The 18,833-nt window shown below is 41.0% G+C and carries 16 protein-coding genes; 4 read left to right on the forward strand and 12 right to left on the reverse strand.

The genetic code is table 11. From position 1 onward, the window contains the following. Positions 1–4: 4 nt before the first annotated feature. From GSQ74_RS00765 to namA, 3 genes are all read right to left on the reverse strand, one after another. Positions 5–1,384: a pitrilysin family protein gene (locus tag GSQ74_RS00765; RefSeq protein WP_254060779.1), complete on the reverse strand. Its 1,380-nt coding sequence runs from the start codon at positions 1,382–1,384 to the stop codon at positions 5–7. A gap of 167 nt (positions 1,385–1,551) precedes the next feature. Continuing rightward, complete coding sequence (locus GSQ74_RS00770; protein WP_158989059.1) at positions 1,552–1,971, reverse strand: OsmC family protein; 420 nt, start codon at positions 1,969–1,971, stop codon at positions 1,552–1,554. A 327-nt stretch (positions 1,972–2,298) separates the two neighbouring features. Next, positions 2,299–3,378 carry an NADPH dehydrogenase NamA gene (namA, locus tag GSQ74_RS00775; protein WP_158989061.1) on the reverse strand — a complete coding sequence of 360 codons (1,080 nt, stop codon included), beginning with the start codon at positions 3,376–3,378 and terminating at the stop codon, positions 2,299–2,301. A gap of 131 nt (positions 3,379–3,509) precedes the next feature. On the opposite strand from namA, the gene GSQ74_RS00780 reads away from it, so the two are divergent. Together GSQ74_RS00780 and GSQ74_RS00785 are read left to right on the forward strand one after the other, a co-directional pair. After that, complete coding sequence (locus tag GSQ74_RS00780; protein WP_158989063.1) at positions 3,510–4,217, forward strand: dienelactone hydrolase family protein; 708 nt, start codon at positions 3,510–3,512, stop codon at positions 4,215–4,217. A gap of 116 nt (positions 4,218–4,333) precedes the next feature. After that, the gene (locus GSQ74_RS00785; protein ID WP_158989065.1) at positions 4,334–5,542 is read left to right on the forward strand and encodes a cation:proton antiporter; all 1,209 of its coding nucleotides are present in this window, start codon (positions 4,334–4,336) and stop codon (positions 5,540–5,542) included. 329 nt (positions 5,543–5,871) lie between these two features. Here GSQ74_RS00785 and GSQ74_RS00790 read toward each other — a convergent pair whose 3' ends face one another. Continuing rightward, entirely contained in the window at positions 5,872–6,240 is a 369-nt protein-coding gene (locus GSQ74_RS00790) for a hypothetical protein (RefSeq protein WP_254060780.1), read from the reverse strand. Between the two features lie 143 nt (positions 6,241–6,383). Between GSQ74_RS00790 and GSQ74_RS00795 the strand changes: the two genes are divergently transcribed. Further along, positions 6,384–6,722, forward strand: a complete 339-nt coding sequence (locus tag GSQ74_RS00795; protein WP_158989067.1) for a single-stranded DNA-binding protein — start codon at positions 6,384–6,386, stop codon at positions 6,720–6,722. 471 nt (positions 6,723–7,193) lie between these two features. Here GSQ74_RS00795 and GSQ74_RS00800 read toward each other — a convergent pair whose 3' ends face one another. From GSQ74_RS00800 to GSQ74_RS00830, 7 genes are all read right to left on the reverse strand, one after another. Then, positions 7,194–7,898 (reverse strand): SDR family oxidoreductase, encoded by a 705-nt coding sequence (locus GSQ74_RS00800; protein ID WP_158989069.1) that lies wholly within the window; start codon positions 7,896–7,898, stop codon positions 7,194–7,196. Positions 7,899–7,939: 41 nt separating this feature from the next. Then, the gene (locus GSQ74_RS00805) at positions 7,940–9,718 is read right to left on the reverse strand and encodes an aromatic amino acid hydroxylase (protein WP_158989071.1); all 1,779 of its coding nucleotides are present in this window, start codon (positions 9,716–9,718) and stop codon (positions 7,940–7,942) included. A gap of 45 nt (positions 9,719–9,763) precedes the next feature. Beyond that, the gene (locus tag GSQ74_RS00810) at positions 9,764–10,714 is read right to left on the reverse strand and encodes a lysylphosphatidylglycerol synthase transmembrane domain-containing protein (RefSeq protein WP_158989073.1); all 951 of its coding nucleotides are present in this window, start codon (positions 10,712–10,714) and stop codon (positions 9,764–9,766) included. Between the two features lie 110 nt (positions 10,715–10,824). Next, on the reverse strand, positions 10,825–11,931 hold the full coding sequence (locus tag GSQ74_RS00815; protein ID WP_158989075.1) for an NADH:flavin oxidoreductase: 1,107 nt from the start codon (positions 11,929–11,931) through the stop codon (positions 10,825–10,827). Between the two features lie 12 nt (positions 11,932–11,943). Next, complete coding sequence (locus GSQ74_RS00820; protein WP_158989077.1) at positions 11,944–12,243, reverse strand: helix-turn-helix transcriptional regulator; 300 nt, start codon at positions 12,241–12,243, stop codon at positions 11,944–11,946. Positions 12,244–12,511: 268 nt separating this feature from the next. After that, positions 12,512–14,866, reverse strand: coding sequence for a beta-glucosidase (locus tag GSQ74_RS00825; protein WP_158989079.1), 2,355 nt, complete (start codon positions 14,864–14,866; stop codon positions 12,512–12,514). A 423-nt stretch (positions 14,867–15,289) separates the two neighbouring features. Beyond that, positions 15,290–15,700: a nuclear transport factor 2 family protein gene (locus GSQ74_RS00830; protein ID WP_158989081.1), complete on the reverse strand. Its 411-nt coding sequence runs from the start codon at positions 15,698–15,700 to the stop codon at positions 15,290–15,292. A 127-nt stretch (positions 15,701–15,827) separates the two neighbouring features. Between GSQ74_RS00830 and GSQ74_RS00835 the strand changes: the two genes are divergently transcribed. Continuing rightward, positions 15,828–17,321, forward strand: a complete 1,494-nt coding sequence (locus GSQ74_RS00835; protein ID WP_158989083.1) for a gluconokinase — start codon at positions 15,828–15,830, stop codon at positions 17,319–17,321. Positions 17,322–17,333: 12 nt separating this feature from the next. On the opposite strand, the gene GSQ74_RS00840 is transcribed toward GSQ74_RS00835, so the two are convergent. Next, positions 17,334–18,779 carry a S8 family serine peptidase gene (locus GSQ74_RS00840; protein ID WP_158989085.1) on the reverse strand — a complete coding sequence of 482 codons (1,446 nt, stop codon included), beginning with the start codon at positions 18,777–18,779 and terminating at the stop codon, positions 17,334–17,336. Between the last annotated feature and the right edge of the window lie 54 nt (positions 18,780–18,833).

Raw genomic sequence — 18,833 nt, forward strand, 5'->3', positions numbered from 1 at the left:
TAAATTATTGTGCCGCGAAAAACGAAGCAGCGTTAACTGTTTTATTTAATTCGGGATTGATGATGATACCGCCAACAAATGGTTTACCTACAACATAGGTATCCAAATATCTTTTGATGTCTTCGCGGGTTACTTTCTGGTAATCGTCTGTATTATCAGTATAATAATTTAACGATGTGCTTGCCCACATATAGCTTAGCTGGCTTGGCAGAGATGATGGCTTTTCTTTAGCATACTCATCATTACGCAATAATATCGCCTTGGCATCTTTTAACTGCTCATCGGTATAATAATCTGCTTGGCCCCACATGTTTATTTGTTTGTTTAGCTCGTAATAGCATTCCTTAACCTTATTTGGGTTTGGCACAACGCTTATTGTAATAGGGCCAACATATCTGCTGGTTGAATAATCAACGCTTACGCTGCTCGCCAAACCTTTATCAACCAAAGCTTGTTGTAATTTTGATGAATTTAAACCTACAATAGTTGAGAATACATCGGCAGCAATGGTTGATGCTGAATCAGTTTCGTAGGATGGGCCTTGCCATACGTACATAACAAATGGCACTTGGGCTAAGCTTGATTCTTTTACAAACAGGTCTGTTTTTTCAATTGGTTTAAATTTCGGTATCGGGAATTTTGTTATTGGGTCGAAACCGCTGCTTTCCCAATCGCCAAATATTTTTTCGGCCATGGCGAAGGCCTGCTCGTGCTTAACGTCGCCACAAATAGTAAGCAAGCTATTATTAGGGAAATAATATTTATTTTTTATCACCATCATTTTTTCAGGTGTAGCGGTATTGATGATCTCGTGGATACCAATCGGGTTTTTACGGGTAAACAGATCGCCCCAAACCTTTTTATTAACTGCTATGTATAACTGTGCAAACGGATTGCTCTCCATACGCTGAAATTCGCCATCAACCACTACCCTTTCCTTCTTCATGTCCTCAACACGATATATTGGAAAACGGATAGCAGCATTCAAGAACTTTAAGCCCTGATAAAGGCTATCAGTATCAAACGTAAAAAAGTAATTTACACGTTCATTTCCGGTAGTACCGTTCCATATAGCGCCTAACTCCTGTGTGCGTTTTAAAAATTGTGCCTGGGTAGGATAATCCTTATTTGCTTTAAAAAACATATGCTCAAATAAGTGCGAAAGGCCATTGTACACCGAATCTTCAGTAAACGCCCCATTCTTCACTGCTATCTCTACGGTTGCCAGAGGTACTTTGCTATTTTCTATTACAACTACCTGTAAACCGTTTGGCAGCTTTTTGTAGTAATAGCCGGCGGGCAGTCGTAACTGGGCAAATGAACCGGCCGCAATAAACAGCAAAGCCATACTTAAAGTAATGCTTTTAATAAGTTTTGAGGTCATATAAAGTAAGATTTAGTTTTAGTTTGATAAATATATCAGTAATTATTAAAATGAGGATGGAATTAACATCTTTTAAGACTCAAGGTAAGCAAATGTGTTACAATTGCTGTAAAATAAAAAGGGCAACCGTAATTAAACGATCGCCCTTTCTGTAAAATTTGATATTATTATTTATATTGAATATCTAAAGTAATTGGAACGCTTAAGGCTTTCGATATAATGCAATTGGCTTTAGCGCCTTCGGCAATTTCTTTAAATTTAGCTTCAGATACACCATCGATAGCAGAACCGACTAATGACAAATGGATACCGGTGATGCTTAATGCCTGCATGTCCAGATCTAAAACTGCTTCGGTATTTAAATCACCCGGTGTAAAACCAGCCTGGGTTAAAGCCGCGCCAACTGCCATGGTAAAGCAACCTGCATGCGCTGCGGCAATCAGTTCTTCAGGGTTGGTACCAATACCATCTGCGAAACGGGTTTTAAATGAAAATTGGGTATTGTTAAGAATGGTGCTTTGGGTGGTTATTTCGCCTTTACCATCCATTAAATTTCCATTCCAATGTGCTTTTGCTGTGCGTTTCATATTAGTGTTTTTTTAGTTTTTGTTGATGTAAAATTACGTTTTTGTTTGATAGTTGTATATCAATAATATCTATGTGATATAGCTTATTTATGCTTACATAGACTACTCACCCGACTACGCTGCGCTGGTCACCCTCTCTACGCCTGCGGCGCAAAGAGGGGAATAAAAATCTTTTTGCCCTCTTTGTCGTACCGCGAAAGAGAGGGCAGGTTGAGCGGCTAAGCGAAAACCGGGTGAGTCGATACGTATACATGGTGAAGTTGACTCATCGACTATACTTCGCTTAATCTCTCTCTACGTCTTCGACGCAAAGAGGGAATTAGCCCTTTATTTTTCTTTATGCCATTTAGCACGTTCGTATTGTACCGGCCATTTAACCTCGTGGTTAAGCTCATGTGCCGCGCGTAACGGGAAATATGGATCGCGTAGGAATTCCCTGGCAATAACTATCATATCGGCGTGGCCATTCCGGATGATGCTATCTGCCTGTAAGGGTTCGGTAATCATTCCTACCGCACCGGTTAATATACCAGCTTCCTTACGCACCTGCTCTGAAAACGGGACCTGGTAACCCGGCCCAACCGGAATTTTAGCTGTTGCTACGTTTCCACCTGTTGAGCAATCGATCAAATCAACACCTTTAGTTTTTAAAACCTTAGCCAATGCAGCAGAATCATCGCCGGTCCATCCACCTTCTGTCCAATCGGTTGCGGAGATCCTTACAAACAACGGCAAATCTTCGGGCCAAACCTCCTGAACTGATGCGATAACCTCCAACAACAACCGAATACGATTTTCAAATGATCCGCCATATTCATCGGTACGTTGGTTGCTTAAGGGCGAAAGAAATTCATGCAATAAATAGCCATGCGCGCCATGCAGTTCGATTACTTTAAAACCTACTTTAATTGCCCGTGCAGCTGCTGCCTTAAAATCGGCTTTTACTTTTTCAATACCTGCTTTATCCAGTTCTAACGGAGCATCTTCACTATCTATAAATGCAATTGCACTTGGGCCTACTGATTTCCATCCGCCCGGCTGGTCGGCTTTTATTTGCTTGCCACCATCCCATGGTGCCTGATGACTGGCTTTACGGCCAGCATGTGCTAGTTGCGTTCCGGCTATAGCACCATGGGCATGTATAAAATCTGTAATTTGCTTAAGCTTTTCAATATGCTCGTCTTTGTAAATTCCTAAATCCGAAGCTGTAATACGGCCCTCCGGGGATACAGCTGTGGCTTCAGTAATGATTAATCCTGCGCCACCAACCGCCCTGCTACCCAAATGGACTAAATGCCAATCGTTGGCAAAACCGTCTTCGCTGGAGTATTCACACATCGGCGATACGACAATGCGGTTTTTAAATTCGATGCTTTTTATTTTTAAAGGGGAAAACAAATGTGCCATATATTCTTTTTGTACAAATATGAAGAGTAACATCTACTGTAATCTCACCGCTTTGTAAATTGTATTTTACAAAGCAGCGCCCGATGATAAATGTATAAACCCATATATTTGTTTTATACACACACTACAATATGACAAACAAACAAAACTATGTTGACCTGGCTATAAGTGATGGCTCGGAAATGGCAGCTTACATCGCGCTACCCGAAAATTTGCAAGCCGGTACACCTGCCATTATTTTAATACAGGAAGCTTTTGGTGTAAACCACCATATACGTAACGTAGCCGATCATTTTGCTAAAGATGGTTACGTGGTGATAGCACCGGAGATATTCCATCGCAGCGCTCCAAAATATTTTGAAGGTCCTTATGATAACTTTCAGGCTGTTATGCCTCATTATTCGGCGATAACAAATGAAGGCCTTGGGGCTGATCTTAAAGCATGCTACGAATGGCTAACCAAACAAGGCAGCGTTGATACCGGCAGGGTATTTAGCATTGGATATTGCTTAGGCGGCAGGGTATCATTTTTAGCTAACGCGGTATTGCCATTAAAAGCAGCAGTATCTTATTACGGTGGCGGTATCGAGCAAATTGCCGATAAAGCAAAAGATCTGCACGGCAGGCATTTATTCTTCTGGGGTGGAAAGGATACCCACATCCCGGATGAAACCATCAACAAAACCTTAAAAGCTTTAGATGAAGCCGGTAAGGATTACATCAACGTAAAAATATCATTTGTAGGCCATGCATTCAGTTGTGATGAAAGACCTTCGTACAACGAAATGGCTTCGAAAGACGCGTTGGCACTTACTTTAGCTTTTATGAAGAACAGCTAAAGAGTAGAATCAAGATGTAAGAGTCAAGATAGGGGCATTAATCCGCATGCCTTGGCTCTTGATTCTTAACTCTTGATTCTAAACTTCTATATTTACTAATAACAAAACTGCTGAATATGACATCGTACACCACCTTAATCATATTAAGCGGACTGGTAATATTTTCCTATCTGTTTGATCTGATTAGCGGGAAAACAAAAATCCCCTCAGTTATTTTATTGATGTGCCTGGGTATTGGCATAAAACAGATATTGGATTATTTCAGTTTTACTGCGCTAAATTTCACCAATATTTTACCCACACTGGGTACACTCGGGCTTGTGCTTATTGTTTTTGAAGGGGCGCTTGAGCTGAGGTATAGTAAGGATAAAAACAGTGTTATTAAAAAGTCGTTTTTTTCGGCATTAATTATTTTGCTGGTTACCTCATTGGTTGTTACCTTAATCATCCAATACATTAGCGGGCAAGACTTTTACCGTTGCTTTATAAACTCAATCCCGTTTTGTGTGATCAGCTCGGCGGTAGCCATACCGGCGGCGGCCAATATGAGTAAGGCGAAAAGAGAATTCATTGTTTATGAATCATCTTTTTCCGACATCCTTACCGTTGTGTTATTCAACTTTATGGTGAACAACAGACAAATCAGTTTTTCATCATTCACTAAGCTAGGTGCCGAGTTAGGTGTAATTTCCGTGGTGGTGATTTGCTCCTGCCTATTATTGCTTTACCTCATTGGTAGGTTAACACACCATGTAAAATCGTTCCTTGTAATATCCATATTGATATTGGTTTATTCAATCGGGCAGATGTTCCACCTGTCATCACTTATAATAGTTTTAGCACTGGGCTTATTCCTTAATAATGCCAGCCAGATCAAACTTCCGATCTTCAGAAAATACTTTATCTACCCCAAATTAAGGTATGATATTAAACAGCTATTTCAGCTATCAGCAGAAAGCGCGTTTTTAATGCGGACGTTCTTTTTTATCATGTTTGGTTACACCATGGACATTTACCAGCTGCAAAACTGGTCGGTTTTGGTTTCGGGCGCTACGATGTTAGTTGGGATATACCTGGTGCGGTTTCTTTATATCAAACTGGTATCAAAAACAGATCTTATGCCTGAGCTGGTATTAATACCGCGCGGATTAATAAGCGTGTTGTTATTTTACAGCCTCCCGGCTGAACTAAAAATTAAAGGAATTGAAACAGGTTTACTTTTTGTGGTAATATTAGGCACCAGCTTAATACTGAGTTTAGGTTTACTAATTACCAAACGACAAGGATTAAGCACCCAGCAGGGTAACACTGATTTTGAAAGTTAGTTTGAGTTTCTTCTCAGAAGCTGTTTAAAATGATTTATGTTGTTTTTATATAAACACAAAACACCATGTCATTGCGAGGAGGAACGACGAAGCAAACTCGTAGCATGCAAGTGAACGCGACGAGTTTGCTTCGCCGCACAAGCTCTTCGTGGCCCTGCTCGCAATGACATGGTGGAGATGTGATTGCTTCCTCCTTACAGCAATGACAGATAGTTTTATTATTTTAAACTTCTTGTAAGATTGAGATAATCTAATGCTTCCGGAACATTAAAATAATGGAACGCGTTCAATATTTTAATAGTATTCAAGCCTTAATTTCATAGGATGATTTATTCTGATTTGTCTTCCCGTTTAACCAATAGCAGATCATCACCGTCCAACGGTAAGTAACCATATTCATAGCAAAAATGGTATCGTTTATCATTTTTGGTTTGGTAGATGCTGGTAAAATAATCAAAGTCGAAACCTTTAACCAACATCTTTTCGCGAGTAGTTCTTGTTTTGCCGGATGGATTAAGCTCCTCCATTATACGGCGGTTACGGCGTAATATGTTGTTGATATTACGTATTAAATTATAACTGCTGCTATTGAGCTGGTTGTTATAATTATTACGGCACATATCATTACAAAACTTCTTATCTGCCCGGCCGTGTATCACTTCGCCGCAATCCAAACAGTGTTTTTCGGTATTCATCATGCTAATATATGAAATTCATTATCCATTTGCAAACGCTTGCAAATGGAAATTGTCGATTATAAGCACTTAGCAACCGACTAATTTTCACCATCACCCTCACCTTTGTATCAAGCAATAACAAACGATAAATAAAAATTAGCAATATGAATACATTAAGAAACAGTGTACGCCTTGTAGGTCACCTAGGTATGGACCCTGATGTGAAAAACTTTGATAACAACAAGAAACTAACCCGCCTATCTATAGCTATTAACGAGAGCTACAAAAATGATAAAGGCGAAAAAGTGGTTGATACGCAATGGCACTCGCTGGCATTTTGGGGTGTACAAGCCAAGCTTGCCGAAGATTATTTGAAAAAAGGCGATGAGGTAGCTATTGAAGGCAAATTAGCCACCCGCAATTATACCGACAAAGACGGTAATAAACGCTATGTAACTGAAGTTGTGGTGAACGAGTTTTTAAAGATGAACAAACAAGCCTAAATATTTATACCTATCCTTATCACAAACAGGGGGGCGCGTAAGCGTTCTTCTGTTTTTTTGCGTTGAGCGCATAAAACCTTAACCACTCTTTTTGAAGAGCTACAAAAAACATTATTCTTTCTGAGTTTTAGTCAAGCAATTTCTTACCGCGTAAAACTAATGTTCTGATGATCATAAACACCGGAGCCGCTACCAATAGTGCTTCGATAATAAATGTGCTGTTCATGGCTTAAAAATTAATATAAATTGCAATTGTGATGTATTATATATACCAAATATTATTCCTGTTTTATAATATACGGTAACGCAATAGCATATAGACTTATTTATTAAACCAATGAATATAATGAACGAAATACGTATATATTATTCCCCAAAAAGAGAAACATTATATACGTTATGAGAAATAAAATCTACACAAATAATGGATTTTATAGACCACTAGCTCTAAAAAGCTAAAAGTTTAGCAAATTAAGGCGTAGATAGTGCTACAGGCAATACTTTTCCATTAAAAAACTGATGTCCCGTTAATGCAAAATCGGCTATATATTTACCCATTTCAAAAGCCATAACCGGCGACTGGTAACCGGGGAAAGCTTTCTCAAGCATTTCTGTTTGTGCCGAACCCAATGCAAGGCAATTCACTTTAACACCTTGTTCCATAAACTCTTGTGCCAAACACTCTGTAAGTGTATGTAAAGCAGCTTTACTTGCCGAGTAGGCAGATAGTCCCGGAAACTTAACACTGCCCTGATAGCCGCCCATACTGCCAATATTTACGATATGAGATCCCGAAGGCATTAATGGCAAAACGCCTTGTATCATGCGCACATGGCCTATAAAGTTGCTTTGCAGCATTTCCACAAAATCAGTTTCAAGCATTTGCGCAAATGGTTTATTGATTAACACACCCGCGTTATTGATTAAAGCATCTACCCGGCTATCAAAATTAGCGGCAATAAATTGCTGCAGGCTATCATAATCATCATGCACAATATCAAAAGCGATGGCGTATAGGTTGCATTCAGGATTTAGGTTATTGGCAATTTCCAATAGTCGCTCCAATTTGTCCTGCGAACGCGCAAGGGCAATCACCTTATGTTTGCCTGATAATATTAGCTCGATAACCGCTTCAAAACCAACACCGCTGCTGGCACCTGTTATTATAATATTCATAAGTCCGCTCCCAGCTAAAGGAAGAATAATTTTTAATAATGCTAAAATATTAAATTTTGCTCAACCGGATGCTTTATTAAATATAATCCATCATTAATAAGCTTGGTAAATTCAGGCTCATGAGCAGCTTTTTGTTCAAGAAAGCTCCTGATCTCAACAGCTAATCGCGGCTCAGCATTTTCATGATCTAATAGCTCCAATATTTCAAGCGCGCAAAGCCAGTCATCATAGTGATTGGCTTGCAGTTTGCGCCAAACATTACCTAAAAACCCATAATCACCACCTGTATGCCTGCGATTGCGCACCTGCTGATACAATTGATGCAGTTCGAGCGTATTATTATCATATTGAACGTGATGAGTACCCGTTGTGGATTTATGCGGAACCTCAATAAATTCTTCCTTATCGGCAGCGCCACAAAAAACGGAAACTATTTTCTCACCTACGGCCATATCGTAAACACCCCATGCTGGATCGAATAATATATTGCCATCTTTGTCTTTAACAGTACAATCAGTAAATGTGATCAGTTGAATCTTTTCGTTATTTATTAAAATTGATTTTACAAGCCCGCTTACAGTTATACCACTCTCAAAATTGAGTGTCGATGTTTCATTTTCTTTTAGGCCGATGGCAGATAGTTCCTCTTCCGAAAAATGCTCCAATGGTTTATCATTCCCTTTCAACCTTCCAACCGGCGAGCTGAAACCATCTTTATGGTAATCTTTACCATGACCGTGCAGTTGCTTGTCGTTTACTGATAAAGCGCTCGGGCCACTTGTTTTTATAAAATAAGGCTGGTTATCCTTATTTATTTTAAACTCGGCAATAGTGCCTGTAACCTGCAAGCCGGAGCTATAAACCGCTGTACAGGTATTTTTACTGTCGAGTGCTTTTTTCAATCCACTTGCACCACCTACTCTGAATGCCATGGTATTGGCATATTCCTCCAATACATCTATCAGGTTTTGAAACGTTGGGGTTACAAATAAATGGGGTTGAGGCTTGGTAATATCGTACGAGTATTTTATAGCATCGATAGTATACCAAAGCTTTTCAACATCAGGATTCATACAGCTCGCACTTTCGCCAATAGATGAAAGCAGGCCCGCTCCGTATATTTTGGGGTTTTCCAAAGTGCCGATCAGCCCATATTCAACTGTCCACCAATGCAGGCGACTTAATAATGCCATTTCTGACGGCTCACCCATATTTTCCTGTTGCCAGGCAACCAGATCTTCTGCCTTTTTAAGCTCGGCCTCATTGGCATTCGGCATTTCTTTTAATATCGATAACGCCCTGATGGCTTCATATAGGTCAAAATCCTGTGCAGAGAACATGGCCTTAGCCCCTATCGAACCAAAATAACTGAGGTATTGGTGATAATCATGATCTGCGATAATTGGCGCATGGCCAGCAGACTCATGGATGATATCAGGCGCAGGTGTGTATTCTATATGATTTAGCTGGCGAATATCTGCCGCAATAACCAAAACACGGTAAGCCTGATACTCCATAAAGGCGGCAGGCGGAATAAACCCATCAACCGTAACAGCTCCCCAGCCTATTTTGGCAAGGGCATCGTTCATTTCCTGTAAGTTGGGTATTTTCTCTATGGAAAGCCCGGCTTTAGTTAACCCGGGGATGTATGGATAGTAAGCTATATCTTTTAAATAGCTATAGTTCTGGCGCATTACATACCGCCAAACAGCATGATCTACCGGGGTATAATGGTCATAATTTTGCTCAACAATAAATTGTTTTAAATGCGCAGGCAATGCGGCAACTTGCGGGTTGCCAAAATCATTAAAAGAAGCCATTGGTCAGTCAGTTTATAAAAAGTGCAAATTAAGAAAATAGCTTTACTATTCCTTAATTTCTTCTGCTTTTGGCAAGCCTTCTTGTAAACGACTCGGGCGTATCAAATAATAGATGCCACTTAAAGCAACTAATAATGATATTAAAAAGAATGAGATACTAAGGTAAATACCCAAACTGGCATCTATATGGAAGAAACCAGCTGATTTTTGGAAAACAAGTTCACGCGCCCCGGCACCGCCGATATTAATAGGCACTACAGCGGCAAGCGCCGAAACTAAAAAGGCCAACAGGTATGGTGCAAATTTGCCAGTAAAATCCTGCCCCAAAAGTACCATAATGATAGTTAGCACCTGGAAAGCCTGCACTACAATGGCTTTTGCATGTCCCTTAAAAAAATGTTTGCCAAATTCTTTAAAGAAAATCCTGACTACCACGTAATAGACAATACTGCCTACCACAAAAATGCTTGCAGGAATGGCAAAATTAATTGGTATTTGCGGGATGAATATTTTAAGGCAAACTATAATTAATCCTATTGCCCATAAACCGCTAAGCCTGTCAAAAAGAATTGCCCAGAATACTTTTTTTGCCGGTAATTTATAAGTTTTATTCAGCAGGTATATTTTATAGCCATCGCCACCGATACCGCCCGGAAGTAAGAAATTATAGAAGATACCTAAGAGATACAGCCTGAAATTAAATCTTGAATCAAGTCGTAAGTTTATCGACTTAAAAAAACTTAACAAACGCCAGGAAGATGCCACCATTGAAGCAAAATAGAACACGACACCTGCAAACATCCACCAGTAATTTGCATGTACAAACCTTGTAGCTACTGAATCAAACGGCACCTTTTTAAATACATAGTATAAAAGTGCAGCGGTGATAACAATTTTTAATACTGTTTTGGTGATATTCCAAAGTGTCTGTTTCCAGGTTTTGGGTTTAATATCCTCCTCAACACCTTCAACTATGGAGTCTTCGATATGTGTCATGTTGTTGCAAAACTAAGTATTTTTTAATTGGGCGTTTCACCAAAATTTCATAAAACAAAAAAGCCCCGGATTATTCCGGGGCTTCCACTTATTTGTATTTATTTAATGTATTATGACATTACCAACTCGCCTAAAGCAGCGGGAGAGAATCCTTTTAATTCATCTGTACGGCCTTCGTGTATTTTTTTAGGCCAGAAAGGATCAGCTAATATTGGGCGACCAACACCTACCAAATCAAAATCACCACGATCAAAACGTTTTAATAATTCATCCAATGAGCTTGCTTGTGAGCTTTCACCTGCAAATGAGCCAAAGAAATCGCCTGATAAACCTACCGAACCAACAGTGATGGTAGCTTTACCACTTACTTTTTTAGCCCAGCCTGCAAAGTTCAGATCAGCACCTTCAAATTCAGGCTCCCAGAAACGACGTTGTGAACAATGGAAAATATCAACACCGGCATCAGCCAATGGGTTTAGCCAGGCTTCCAGTTCCTGCGGTGATTTGGCTAACTGATTAGTATAGGCCGATGGTTTAAATTGTGATAAACGGATGATCACCGCGAAATCTTCGCCTACACGTTTACGCACTTCTTTAATTACTTCTATCGCAAAGCGGCTGCGTTCAGGTAATGTTTTACCACCAAAAATATCAGTACGTTCATTAGTTCCTTCCCAGAAAAACTGGTCAATCAAATAACCGTGCGCGCCGTGTATCTCTACGCAATCAAAACCCAACGCTTTGGCATCGGCGGCTGCCTGGCCAAAAGCTTTTATGGTATCGGCAATGTCACTATCGGTCATGGTGTTACCATTGTTGAAACCCGGCCTGTTTAAGCCAGACGGCCCTTCAAATGGCTGAGAGGGAACCCAACCTGAAGCGTGGTTATCCATAATACCCATATGCCATATTTGCGGGCCCATTGCGCCCCCTGCTGCATGTACACCGTCGATAACGTTTTTCCATCCTGCCAAAGCCTCGGCACCATAAAAATGTGGGATGTTAGCATCATTTGATGATGATACACGATTGATCACTGTTCCTTCTGAAAGGATCAAACCAGCCTCACCTTCCGCACGTTTACGGTAGTAGGCCGCGACATCAGCAGTCGGTACACCATTGGGTGAAAATGAACGCGTCATCGGCGCCATCACTATGCGGTTTTTTATATTTAATGATTTTAGGCTAAAGGGCCTGAATAAGCTATCGGTACTCATATAATTTTTAATTTAAATTTCTGATTGAATGATCTGGTTCAGCAGGGCAAAGCCCTCTTCGTTGCGCTGGTAGTAGGTCCACTGCCCTACCCGGCTTGATTTTACCAAGCCTGCACGTTGTAGCGTTGACAAGTATTCGGACACGGTTGATTGTGTTAACCCAGCTTTTATTTGTATCTGCCCCACACAAACGCCATTGGCGTAACCATGCACAGCCTGATCCGGGAAATTTGTTTCCGGTTCTTTAAGCCAGTTAAGTATTTGCAATCGCGACTTATTGGAAAGTGCTTTGAATATTTCTACCTGATCCATACCACAAAGATATATCGACTTTTTCCGATATGCCAATTATATATTTTGATATGACAGTTATTTGATAAATTAAGAAAGCCTTTAGAAATTAATCTAAAGGCTTTCTGTTAATTAATGTCATTGCGAGGAACGAAGCAATCGCGAATTTGCATAGTTCGGCTTGCTTCCTTGCGATTATTAATGAGCGGTTTATTTTTTATCGGTATTAATGAGCTCCCTTTGGTCGGTTGTCTTCGTTCCTCGCAATGACATGGTGAATAATATTGGATTAGTTTCCCTTATACTCATCTTCAATAGCTACTTCAGGTTTTAAAACGTTGTGATCTTTTTCAACAACAATAGTTTTTGAAACCTTAAAGTCTGCTGTTTGTCTGATGTCGCGCGATGAAGCACCTGCTTTAAGTACGTAATTTCCTGCATCAGTTATCCATGATGATGCATCAGTGTGGAACGATGCAAGATCAGCCGCATTTATTTTGAAGGTTAATATTTGCGATTCGCCCGGTTGTAACAAACGGGTTTTGCCAAATGCTTTTAACTCCTGCGCAGGCTTGTCGATGGTTTTGGTTGGCGCGCTGATGTAAACCTGCACCACCTCTTTACCGGCAACCTTACCTGTATTCTTTACGGTTACGGTAGCAGTTAACAATCCACTAAATACAGGTGAGCTTATCTTAAGATTATTTATAGAGAAATTGGTGTATGATAAACCAAACTCATACATTGGTTTTACTTTGTAAGTATCATAGTATCGATACCCCACATATATTCCTTCCCGATAAACTACATGGTCGGGGTTGCCCGCGGGTAAACCCGGGAAGTTTTTAGCTGAAGGCACATCTTCATACTTAACAGGGAAAGTAGTTGCCAATTTACCTGATGGGTCAACTTTACCGGTTAAAATATCGGCAATTGCATTACCGGCTTCTTCGCCTGGTTGCCATGCTAATAATATCGCATCGGCATTATCTTTCCAGCCATTCATATCAATTACCCCACCAATGTTTAACACGATAACAACTTTCTTGCCTTTAGCGTGAAAACTGTCGGCGATCTTTTTGATCTGTTGTTGCTCGTTAGGCGTAAGGGTATAATTGGTTTCCAGGTTACGGTCAGATCCTTCACCGGCATTTCTGCCAATAGTAATTAACGCCATATCGCTGTTATCAGCTTTTTGGTTGATCGTTTCATCAGCGGCTATCAATTCAGGCACCGGGCCAGGCCAGTGATGTGCTGCCCTTGCTATTGCACGTAATTTTTGAGTGGTATCATTAATGAAAGTAGTATAGCTTGTTTCTAAGTTAGCATCCAAAGTATAACCAGCATTTGCCAGACCTTTAGCTACCGAAATTACATAGGCCTTGTTTACATCGCCACTACCTGTACCGCCCGCGATAGTAAAGTAAGACGCATTACCAAAAGCAGCAATTGATTTTATGTTTTTGCTGATAGGCAGTGCATGGTCTTCATTTTTTAACAGGATCATACCTTCGGTTGCCGCTTTGCGGGATACCATGGCATGCGCCTTTAGATCAGGTTTATCGGAGTAAGCGTATTTTTTGAATGATGGCGATTTTAGGATGATGTTTAAAATATGCGCCACATTTTCATCCAAAACTTTCATACTTAATGAATCATGTTGAACAGCGCTCATTAAATCTTCAATCTGGTCAGGGCGTCCCGGCATGATCAGATCGTTACCGGCACGTTCTTCAGCCACAGCACTATAGCCGCCGCCCCAGTCTGTCATTACAAAACCTTTGAATTTCCATTCATCACGCAAAACAGTGGTGATCAGATCATGTCTTTCTGCTGTATAAGTACCGTTTAGTTTATTGTATGATGACATTACGGTCCACGGTTGTGATTCTGTAATAGCAATGCGGAAATTCTTGAGGTATAATTCTCTTAAAGCCCTTTGACTAATAATTGCATTAACAGAATTACGATTTGTTTCCTGATTGTTCGCGTCAAAGTGTTTGATGGATGTACCAACCCCATTTGATTGTACACCATTTATTAAGGCTGCGGCCATTTTACCTGCAACCAGCGGATCTTCAGAATAATATTCAAAATTACGCCCGTTTAAAGGGTTACGATGGATATTTACACCGGGCGCCAATAAAATATCAATACCATATTCTTTAACCTCGTTACCAAAAGCACGTCCTACTCCTTCTACTACCGATGGATCCCAGGTTGATGCCAATAGTGTTCCTACCGGGAAAGCAGTAGCAAAATAGGTGTGTGTACTATCGCCTTTGCGATGTGGATCAATTCTAACTCCGGCAGGGCCATCGCTTAATACTAATGACGGGATACCTAATCGGGGAATAGCTGTGGTATTACCTGCTGCACCCGGAACTTTGCGTTCTGTTTTACCGATCATCGGTGGTGGTGCCACGTAACCGCTGCTAACACCGGCCTTCATTTTTGGTCGTGGGGCTTTACCTGAACCAACTACAAGGGAACATTTCTCTTGCAGCGTCATGGCGGCAATAACTTCTTGTATGGTGTTTTTACCTAATTGGGGTACAGGTTTTGTTTGCGCTTTTACGGTGATGGAACTCGCAGTAAGCATAACCAGCATAATACTGGTTGCATAGTTTTTACAAAGGCTCATAATGTAGGATTTATTGAGATTGTAAATATATAATTTAAAACAATATCATTGCTTCATAATCAAACAATGTATTGAAAATATTAACATTACACCTCATACCTGTTCTGAAGATTTCAAAAGAAGCGGCAGCCTGTGCGATTCCCTCCCCCGGAAGGGTGTAGGGAGGGGGTTAGCCGCCCATCTATCATGCGAAACACCCCTCCCCGCTATCGCTCATTCCAGTCGCACCCCCAATGTCATTAAGTTAAGGGGGCGCCAAGCATATAGCCCCCTCTAAATCTCCCCCGGAAGGGGAGACTTTAGCTTCGCCCGCGTTTGTTTTTTTAAGTCCTCCCTACCGGGGAGGATTTAGGTGGGGCTTAACTTAATGACATTGGTCGCACCCCTCCCAGGGGAGGGAGTTAGGCCATCTTCCGAACACCTCTAAAGCTTCCTGTCGCTCTCATTTATAGCCAGATCATTAATACTGGCAAAACGCTTTTCCATTAAGCCATTTTCGTCAAACTCCCAATTTTCGTTACCATAGGCACGAAACCATTGCCCGGAATGATCATGGTATTCGTACTCAAACCTTACGGCTATTTTATTTCCGGTAAATGCCCACAACTCCTTTTTTAATTTATAGCTGAGTTCCTTTTTCCATTTTTCGGTTAAAAATTTAATCACTTCATCCCTACCGTTTATAAAAGCCGAACGGTTGCGCCATTCGGTATCAATAGTATAAGCAAGCGCGATGCGGTGCGGGTCCTGACTGTTCCAGGCATCTTCGGCTAGTTGAACTTTTTGTGTGGCCGTTTCAAAAGTAAAAGGCGGTAAGGGCAGTTTTTGTTCCATATTGCAAGCTAAGGTAATTTCACAGATGTACAGTGGTAATATTTATGGTTTGTATGGTATTAAACTTACAATTTGCAGGCATCAACCATAAATTAAAACCTGTAATTTAGGGCGATAATATATTTTAATGCAGGCATACTTATTAGGTATTGATATTGGCACCGGCAGCTCAAAAGCGGTAGCCGTTGATCTGGAAGGAAAATCAGTTGGGAGTTCACAACATTATTATCCAGTGGATAGTCCGCAGGCTGGTTATAGCGAACAAGATCCTGAGATTATTTTCAAAGCCTTTGTTAACTGTGTTACCGATGTAGTGAAAGCAATTGGTAATTTACCTATAGCCATAAGTTTGAGCAGCGCCATGCATAGCGTTATCCCGGTTGATAAAAATGGCAATGCATTGGCCCCTATGATTACCTGGGCGGATTCCAGAAGTGAGAATATCGCGGAGCGGATAAGAAATTCAGACCAAGGCCCTGATATTTATAAAACATCCGGCACACCGATACATGCCATGACGCCGCTTTGTAAAATCATCTGGATAAAGGAAAACCGGCCCGAATTATTTGCAGCCAGCTATAAGTTTATTTCGATAAAGGAATATATATGGCACCGGTTATTTAATGTTTTTGAGGTTGATTATGCCATCGCTTCGGCAACAGGGCTATTCGATATTATAAAACTCAACTGGAACGCTGTTGCCTGTGATTTGGCAGGGATAACAAAAAATCAACTTTCGACACCGGTAAATACCACTTACAAAAGAGCAGATTTAAGTACCTCAATAGCCGAAATGCTAACTATTGATGCCAGCACACAATTTGTTATTGGCGCCAGCGACGGTTGCTGTGCCAACCTGGGCAGTTATGTTACAGAACCCGGCGTAGCATCGCTAACAATTGGTACAAGTGGCGCGGTGCGTATAACCAGTAAGCAGCCCGTATATAATTATCAAAGCATGATATTTAACTATCTGTTGAATGAGAACACTTTTGTTTGTGGCGGGGCAATTAACAATGGCGGCATTGTATTGGATTGGTTATTCAAAACATTCTCAGCCAAAAGCTCGCTAACCCATACTGATTATGAATTGCTATTTGAAGATATTGCCCATATCCCTGCGGGGAATGACGGGTTGATATTCCTACCCTACTTATATGGCGAGCGTGCCCCTATTTGGGATACCAAAAGTTGTGGCGTATTCTTCAACATCAAACCACAACATACGCAATCACATTTTTTACGCGCAGGCTTAGAGGGTATTTGCTTTGCCCTGAATAATGTAATAGAATCGGTTGAGAAATCGTCACCAATTGAGCGGTTGCATATCAGTGGCGGATTTATAAGTTCGCCTGTTTGGGTGCAAATTTTGGCTGATATTACTCAAAAACAATTAATTACCATTCAACAGGACGATGCATCCGCTTTAGGGGCGATATTCCTGGCTGATGAGGCATTGGGTCTAAATAAACTTGGCAAGCGACCCAAAATGGATAACGAAGTAATGGTATCGCCCAATAAAAGCAACAAGCAAATTTATACAGACCGCTTTTCGATATTTAAAAAATTGTACCAGGATTTGAAAGAGACAATGCATTGGATGCACGAAAACAATCAATAGTTTCTCGCCCTGCTATAATTTTGATAATACACCCCAGCCTGAACAAGCATCCCAGCCCGGCCCGGCGGTATATCCTGTATCGGCGGAGGTAGTTTTATTATTTCCGCTCGTTATATCCCGACATAAACCTGGTGTGCTATAAAGTTGTGGATGAATAAAACCGGATGGTTTTCCGTTTTGCTGATTAAGCAATGCTATTAAACCTGCCATTAGCGGAGCTACCGCACTGGTGCCTCCTATAACCAACTCCTGCCCATCAACCAAAACTTTGTATCCAGTATCCGGGTCAGCATCCGCAGCTACATCGGGCACACCACGGCCTTTAAATTGAGTGTCAATTTCTAAAGGTACGTTAGCATTGGCTTGATAATCGGGCAAGGGGAAATAACTGCTTACGCCGCCACCAGAGGCTGAGGTATTGGAATCATGCCAAACTACTTCCGAAGTAATAACGTTGTTGTTAACCGTCAAACTGGTACCACCACAAGCCAAGGCATAAGGGCTTGATGCCGGAAAATCAACGTGTACCTTTCCATCGGTTTCACCATCGCTTGAGCCACTATCGCCAGCGGCAATACAAATACTAACCCCTAATGATGCAGCGGTTTGAAAAGCTTCGTTAAAGTTATCCATAGCCTGCTGTGTCCAATTAACCTCTGCCGATCCCCAACTGATTGAAATAACGGATGGATTATTGGTAGTGTCGTGTATCGCGGTGGTTATGGCATCCAAAAAGCCCTGATCGGTATTTGTGGTAAAGTATACTACAATGTTTGCGCCCGGCGCAACGGCACCAGCCACTTCAATATCCAGCATCACCTCTCCATCGGCACCATCGGATGTAGTTGGGTCATTTTTTCCACCATCAACAGCTATCGCTTTAACCTGGGGCGCAGTAATATTTAAGCTCTTAAAATAATTGGTAATATCAGCAGGCCGGAATCCTCCACCGAGTTCAATTATAGCTATACATTCTCCGCTACCGTTAACATTTTGCGGGAAACCATAAATTTTGGATAGTTGATCAGGAGTAAATGCCTGCGGTGCCTCGGCGTGCGAAATGATTTTACCGTTTTTTTTAGCTACCTGAAACATTGGGCGCGCTATGGGTTTATTTTGCAATCCAAATACACCAACAATAATATCTTTTAGCTCATCCGGAATTTGCACCCCTGGACTAAAATCACGATAGTTGTTATGCTTTTGAAATTTGATACTGAACGCTGTTTCAAAATCACTAACCTTACCGGTAAGCATTACACTTCGGCGGGCCAGGTCAATTCCAGCAGTACTTAGCAGGTGTTCATGAGCAAAGGCTTCAACCTTTGCCGCATCTGCCTGTGCTGAGGAATAATCATTCAGATATTGCTCGCGTGTAAGTACCTTGCCGATTGGTGGTAGCTCTTTTTTTCTACGCAGGCGTATTGTTACTGTGATATTTTCATCCTGTAAATCCATATAATTACAATACAGTTAAACAAGAAAAGTTTGAATATTTTTTAAATAAATTAA

It is taken from the genome of Mucilaginibacter sp. L196, assembly GCF_009765905.1.
Lineage (GTDB): Bacteria > Bacteroidota > Bacteroidia > Sphingobacteriales > Sphingobacteriaceae > Mucilaginibacter.

Excerpts from the sequence above, each read along its gene's own strand:
- GSQ74_RS00765 (WP_254060779.1), bottom strand. The coding sequence starts at position 1,384 with ATGACCTCAAAACTTATTAAAAGCATTACTTTAAGTATGGCTTTGCTG.
- GSQ74_RS00770 (WP_158989059.1), bottom strand. The coding sequence starts at position 1,971 with ATGAAACGCACAGCAAAAGCACATTGGAATGGAAATTTAATGGATGGT.
- namA (WP_158989061.1), bottom strand. The coding sequence starts at position 3,378 with ATGGCACATTTGTTTTCCCCTTTAAAAATAAAAAGCATCGAATTTAAA.
- GSQ74_RS00780 (WP_158989063.1), top strand. The coding sequence starts at position 3,510 with ATGACAAACAAACAAAACTATGTTGACCTGGCTATAAGTGATGGCTCG.
- GSQ74_RS00785 (WP_158989065.1), top strand. The coding sequence starts at position 4,334 with ATGACATCGTACACCACCTTAATCATATTAAGCGGACTGGTAATATTT.
- GSQ74_RS00790 (WP_254060780.1), bottom strand. The coding sequence starts at position 6,240 with ATGATGAATACCGAAAAACACTGTTTGGATTGCGGCGAAGTGATACAC.
- GSQ74_RS00795 (WP_158989067.1), top strand. The coding sequence starts at position 6,384 with ATGAATACATTAAGAAACAGTGTACGCCTTGTAGGTCACCTAGGTATG.
- GSQ74_RS00800 (WP_158989069.1), bottom strand. The coding sequence starts at position 7,898 with ATGAATATTATAATAACAGGTGCCAGCAGCGGTGTTGGTTTTGAAGCG.
- GSQ74_RS00805 (WP_158989071.1), bottom strand. The coding sequence starts at position 9,718 with ATGGCTTCTTTTAATGATTTTGGCAACCCGCAAGTTGCCGCATTGCCT.
- GSQ74_RS00810 (WP_158989073.1), bottom strand. The coding sequence starts at position 10,714 with ATGACACATATCGAAGACTCCATAGTTGAAGGTGTTGAGGAGGATATT.
- GSQ74_RS00815 (WP_158989075.1), bottom strand. The coding sequence starts at position 11,931 with ATGAGTACCGATAGCTTATTCAGGCCCTTTAGCCTAAAATCATTAAAT.
- GSQ74_RS00820 (WP_158989077.1), bottom strand. The coding sequence starts at position 12,243 with ATGGATCAGGTAGAAATATTCAAAGCACTTTCCAATAAGTCGCGATTG.
- GSQ74_RS00825 (WP_158989079.1), bottom strand. The coding sequence starts at position 14,866 with ATGAGCCTTTGTAAAAACTATGCAACCAGTATTATGCTGGTTATGCTT.
- GSQ74_RS00830 (WP_158989081.1), bottom strand. The coding sequence starts at position 15,700 with ATGGAACAAAAACTGCCCTTACCGCCTTTTACTTTTGAAACGGCCACA.
- GSQ74_RS00835 (WP_158989083.1), top strand. The coding sequence starts at position 15,828 with ATGCAGGCATACTTATTAGGTATTGATATTGGCACCGGCAGCTCAAAA.
- GSQ74_RS00840 (WP_158989085.1), bottom strand. The coding sequence starts at position 18,779 with ATGGATTTACAGGATGAAAATATCACAGTAACAATACGCCTGCGTAGA.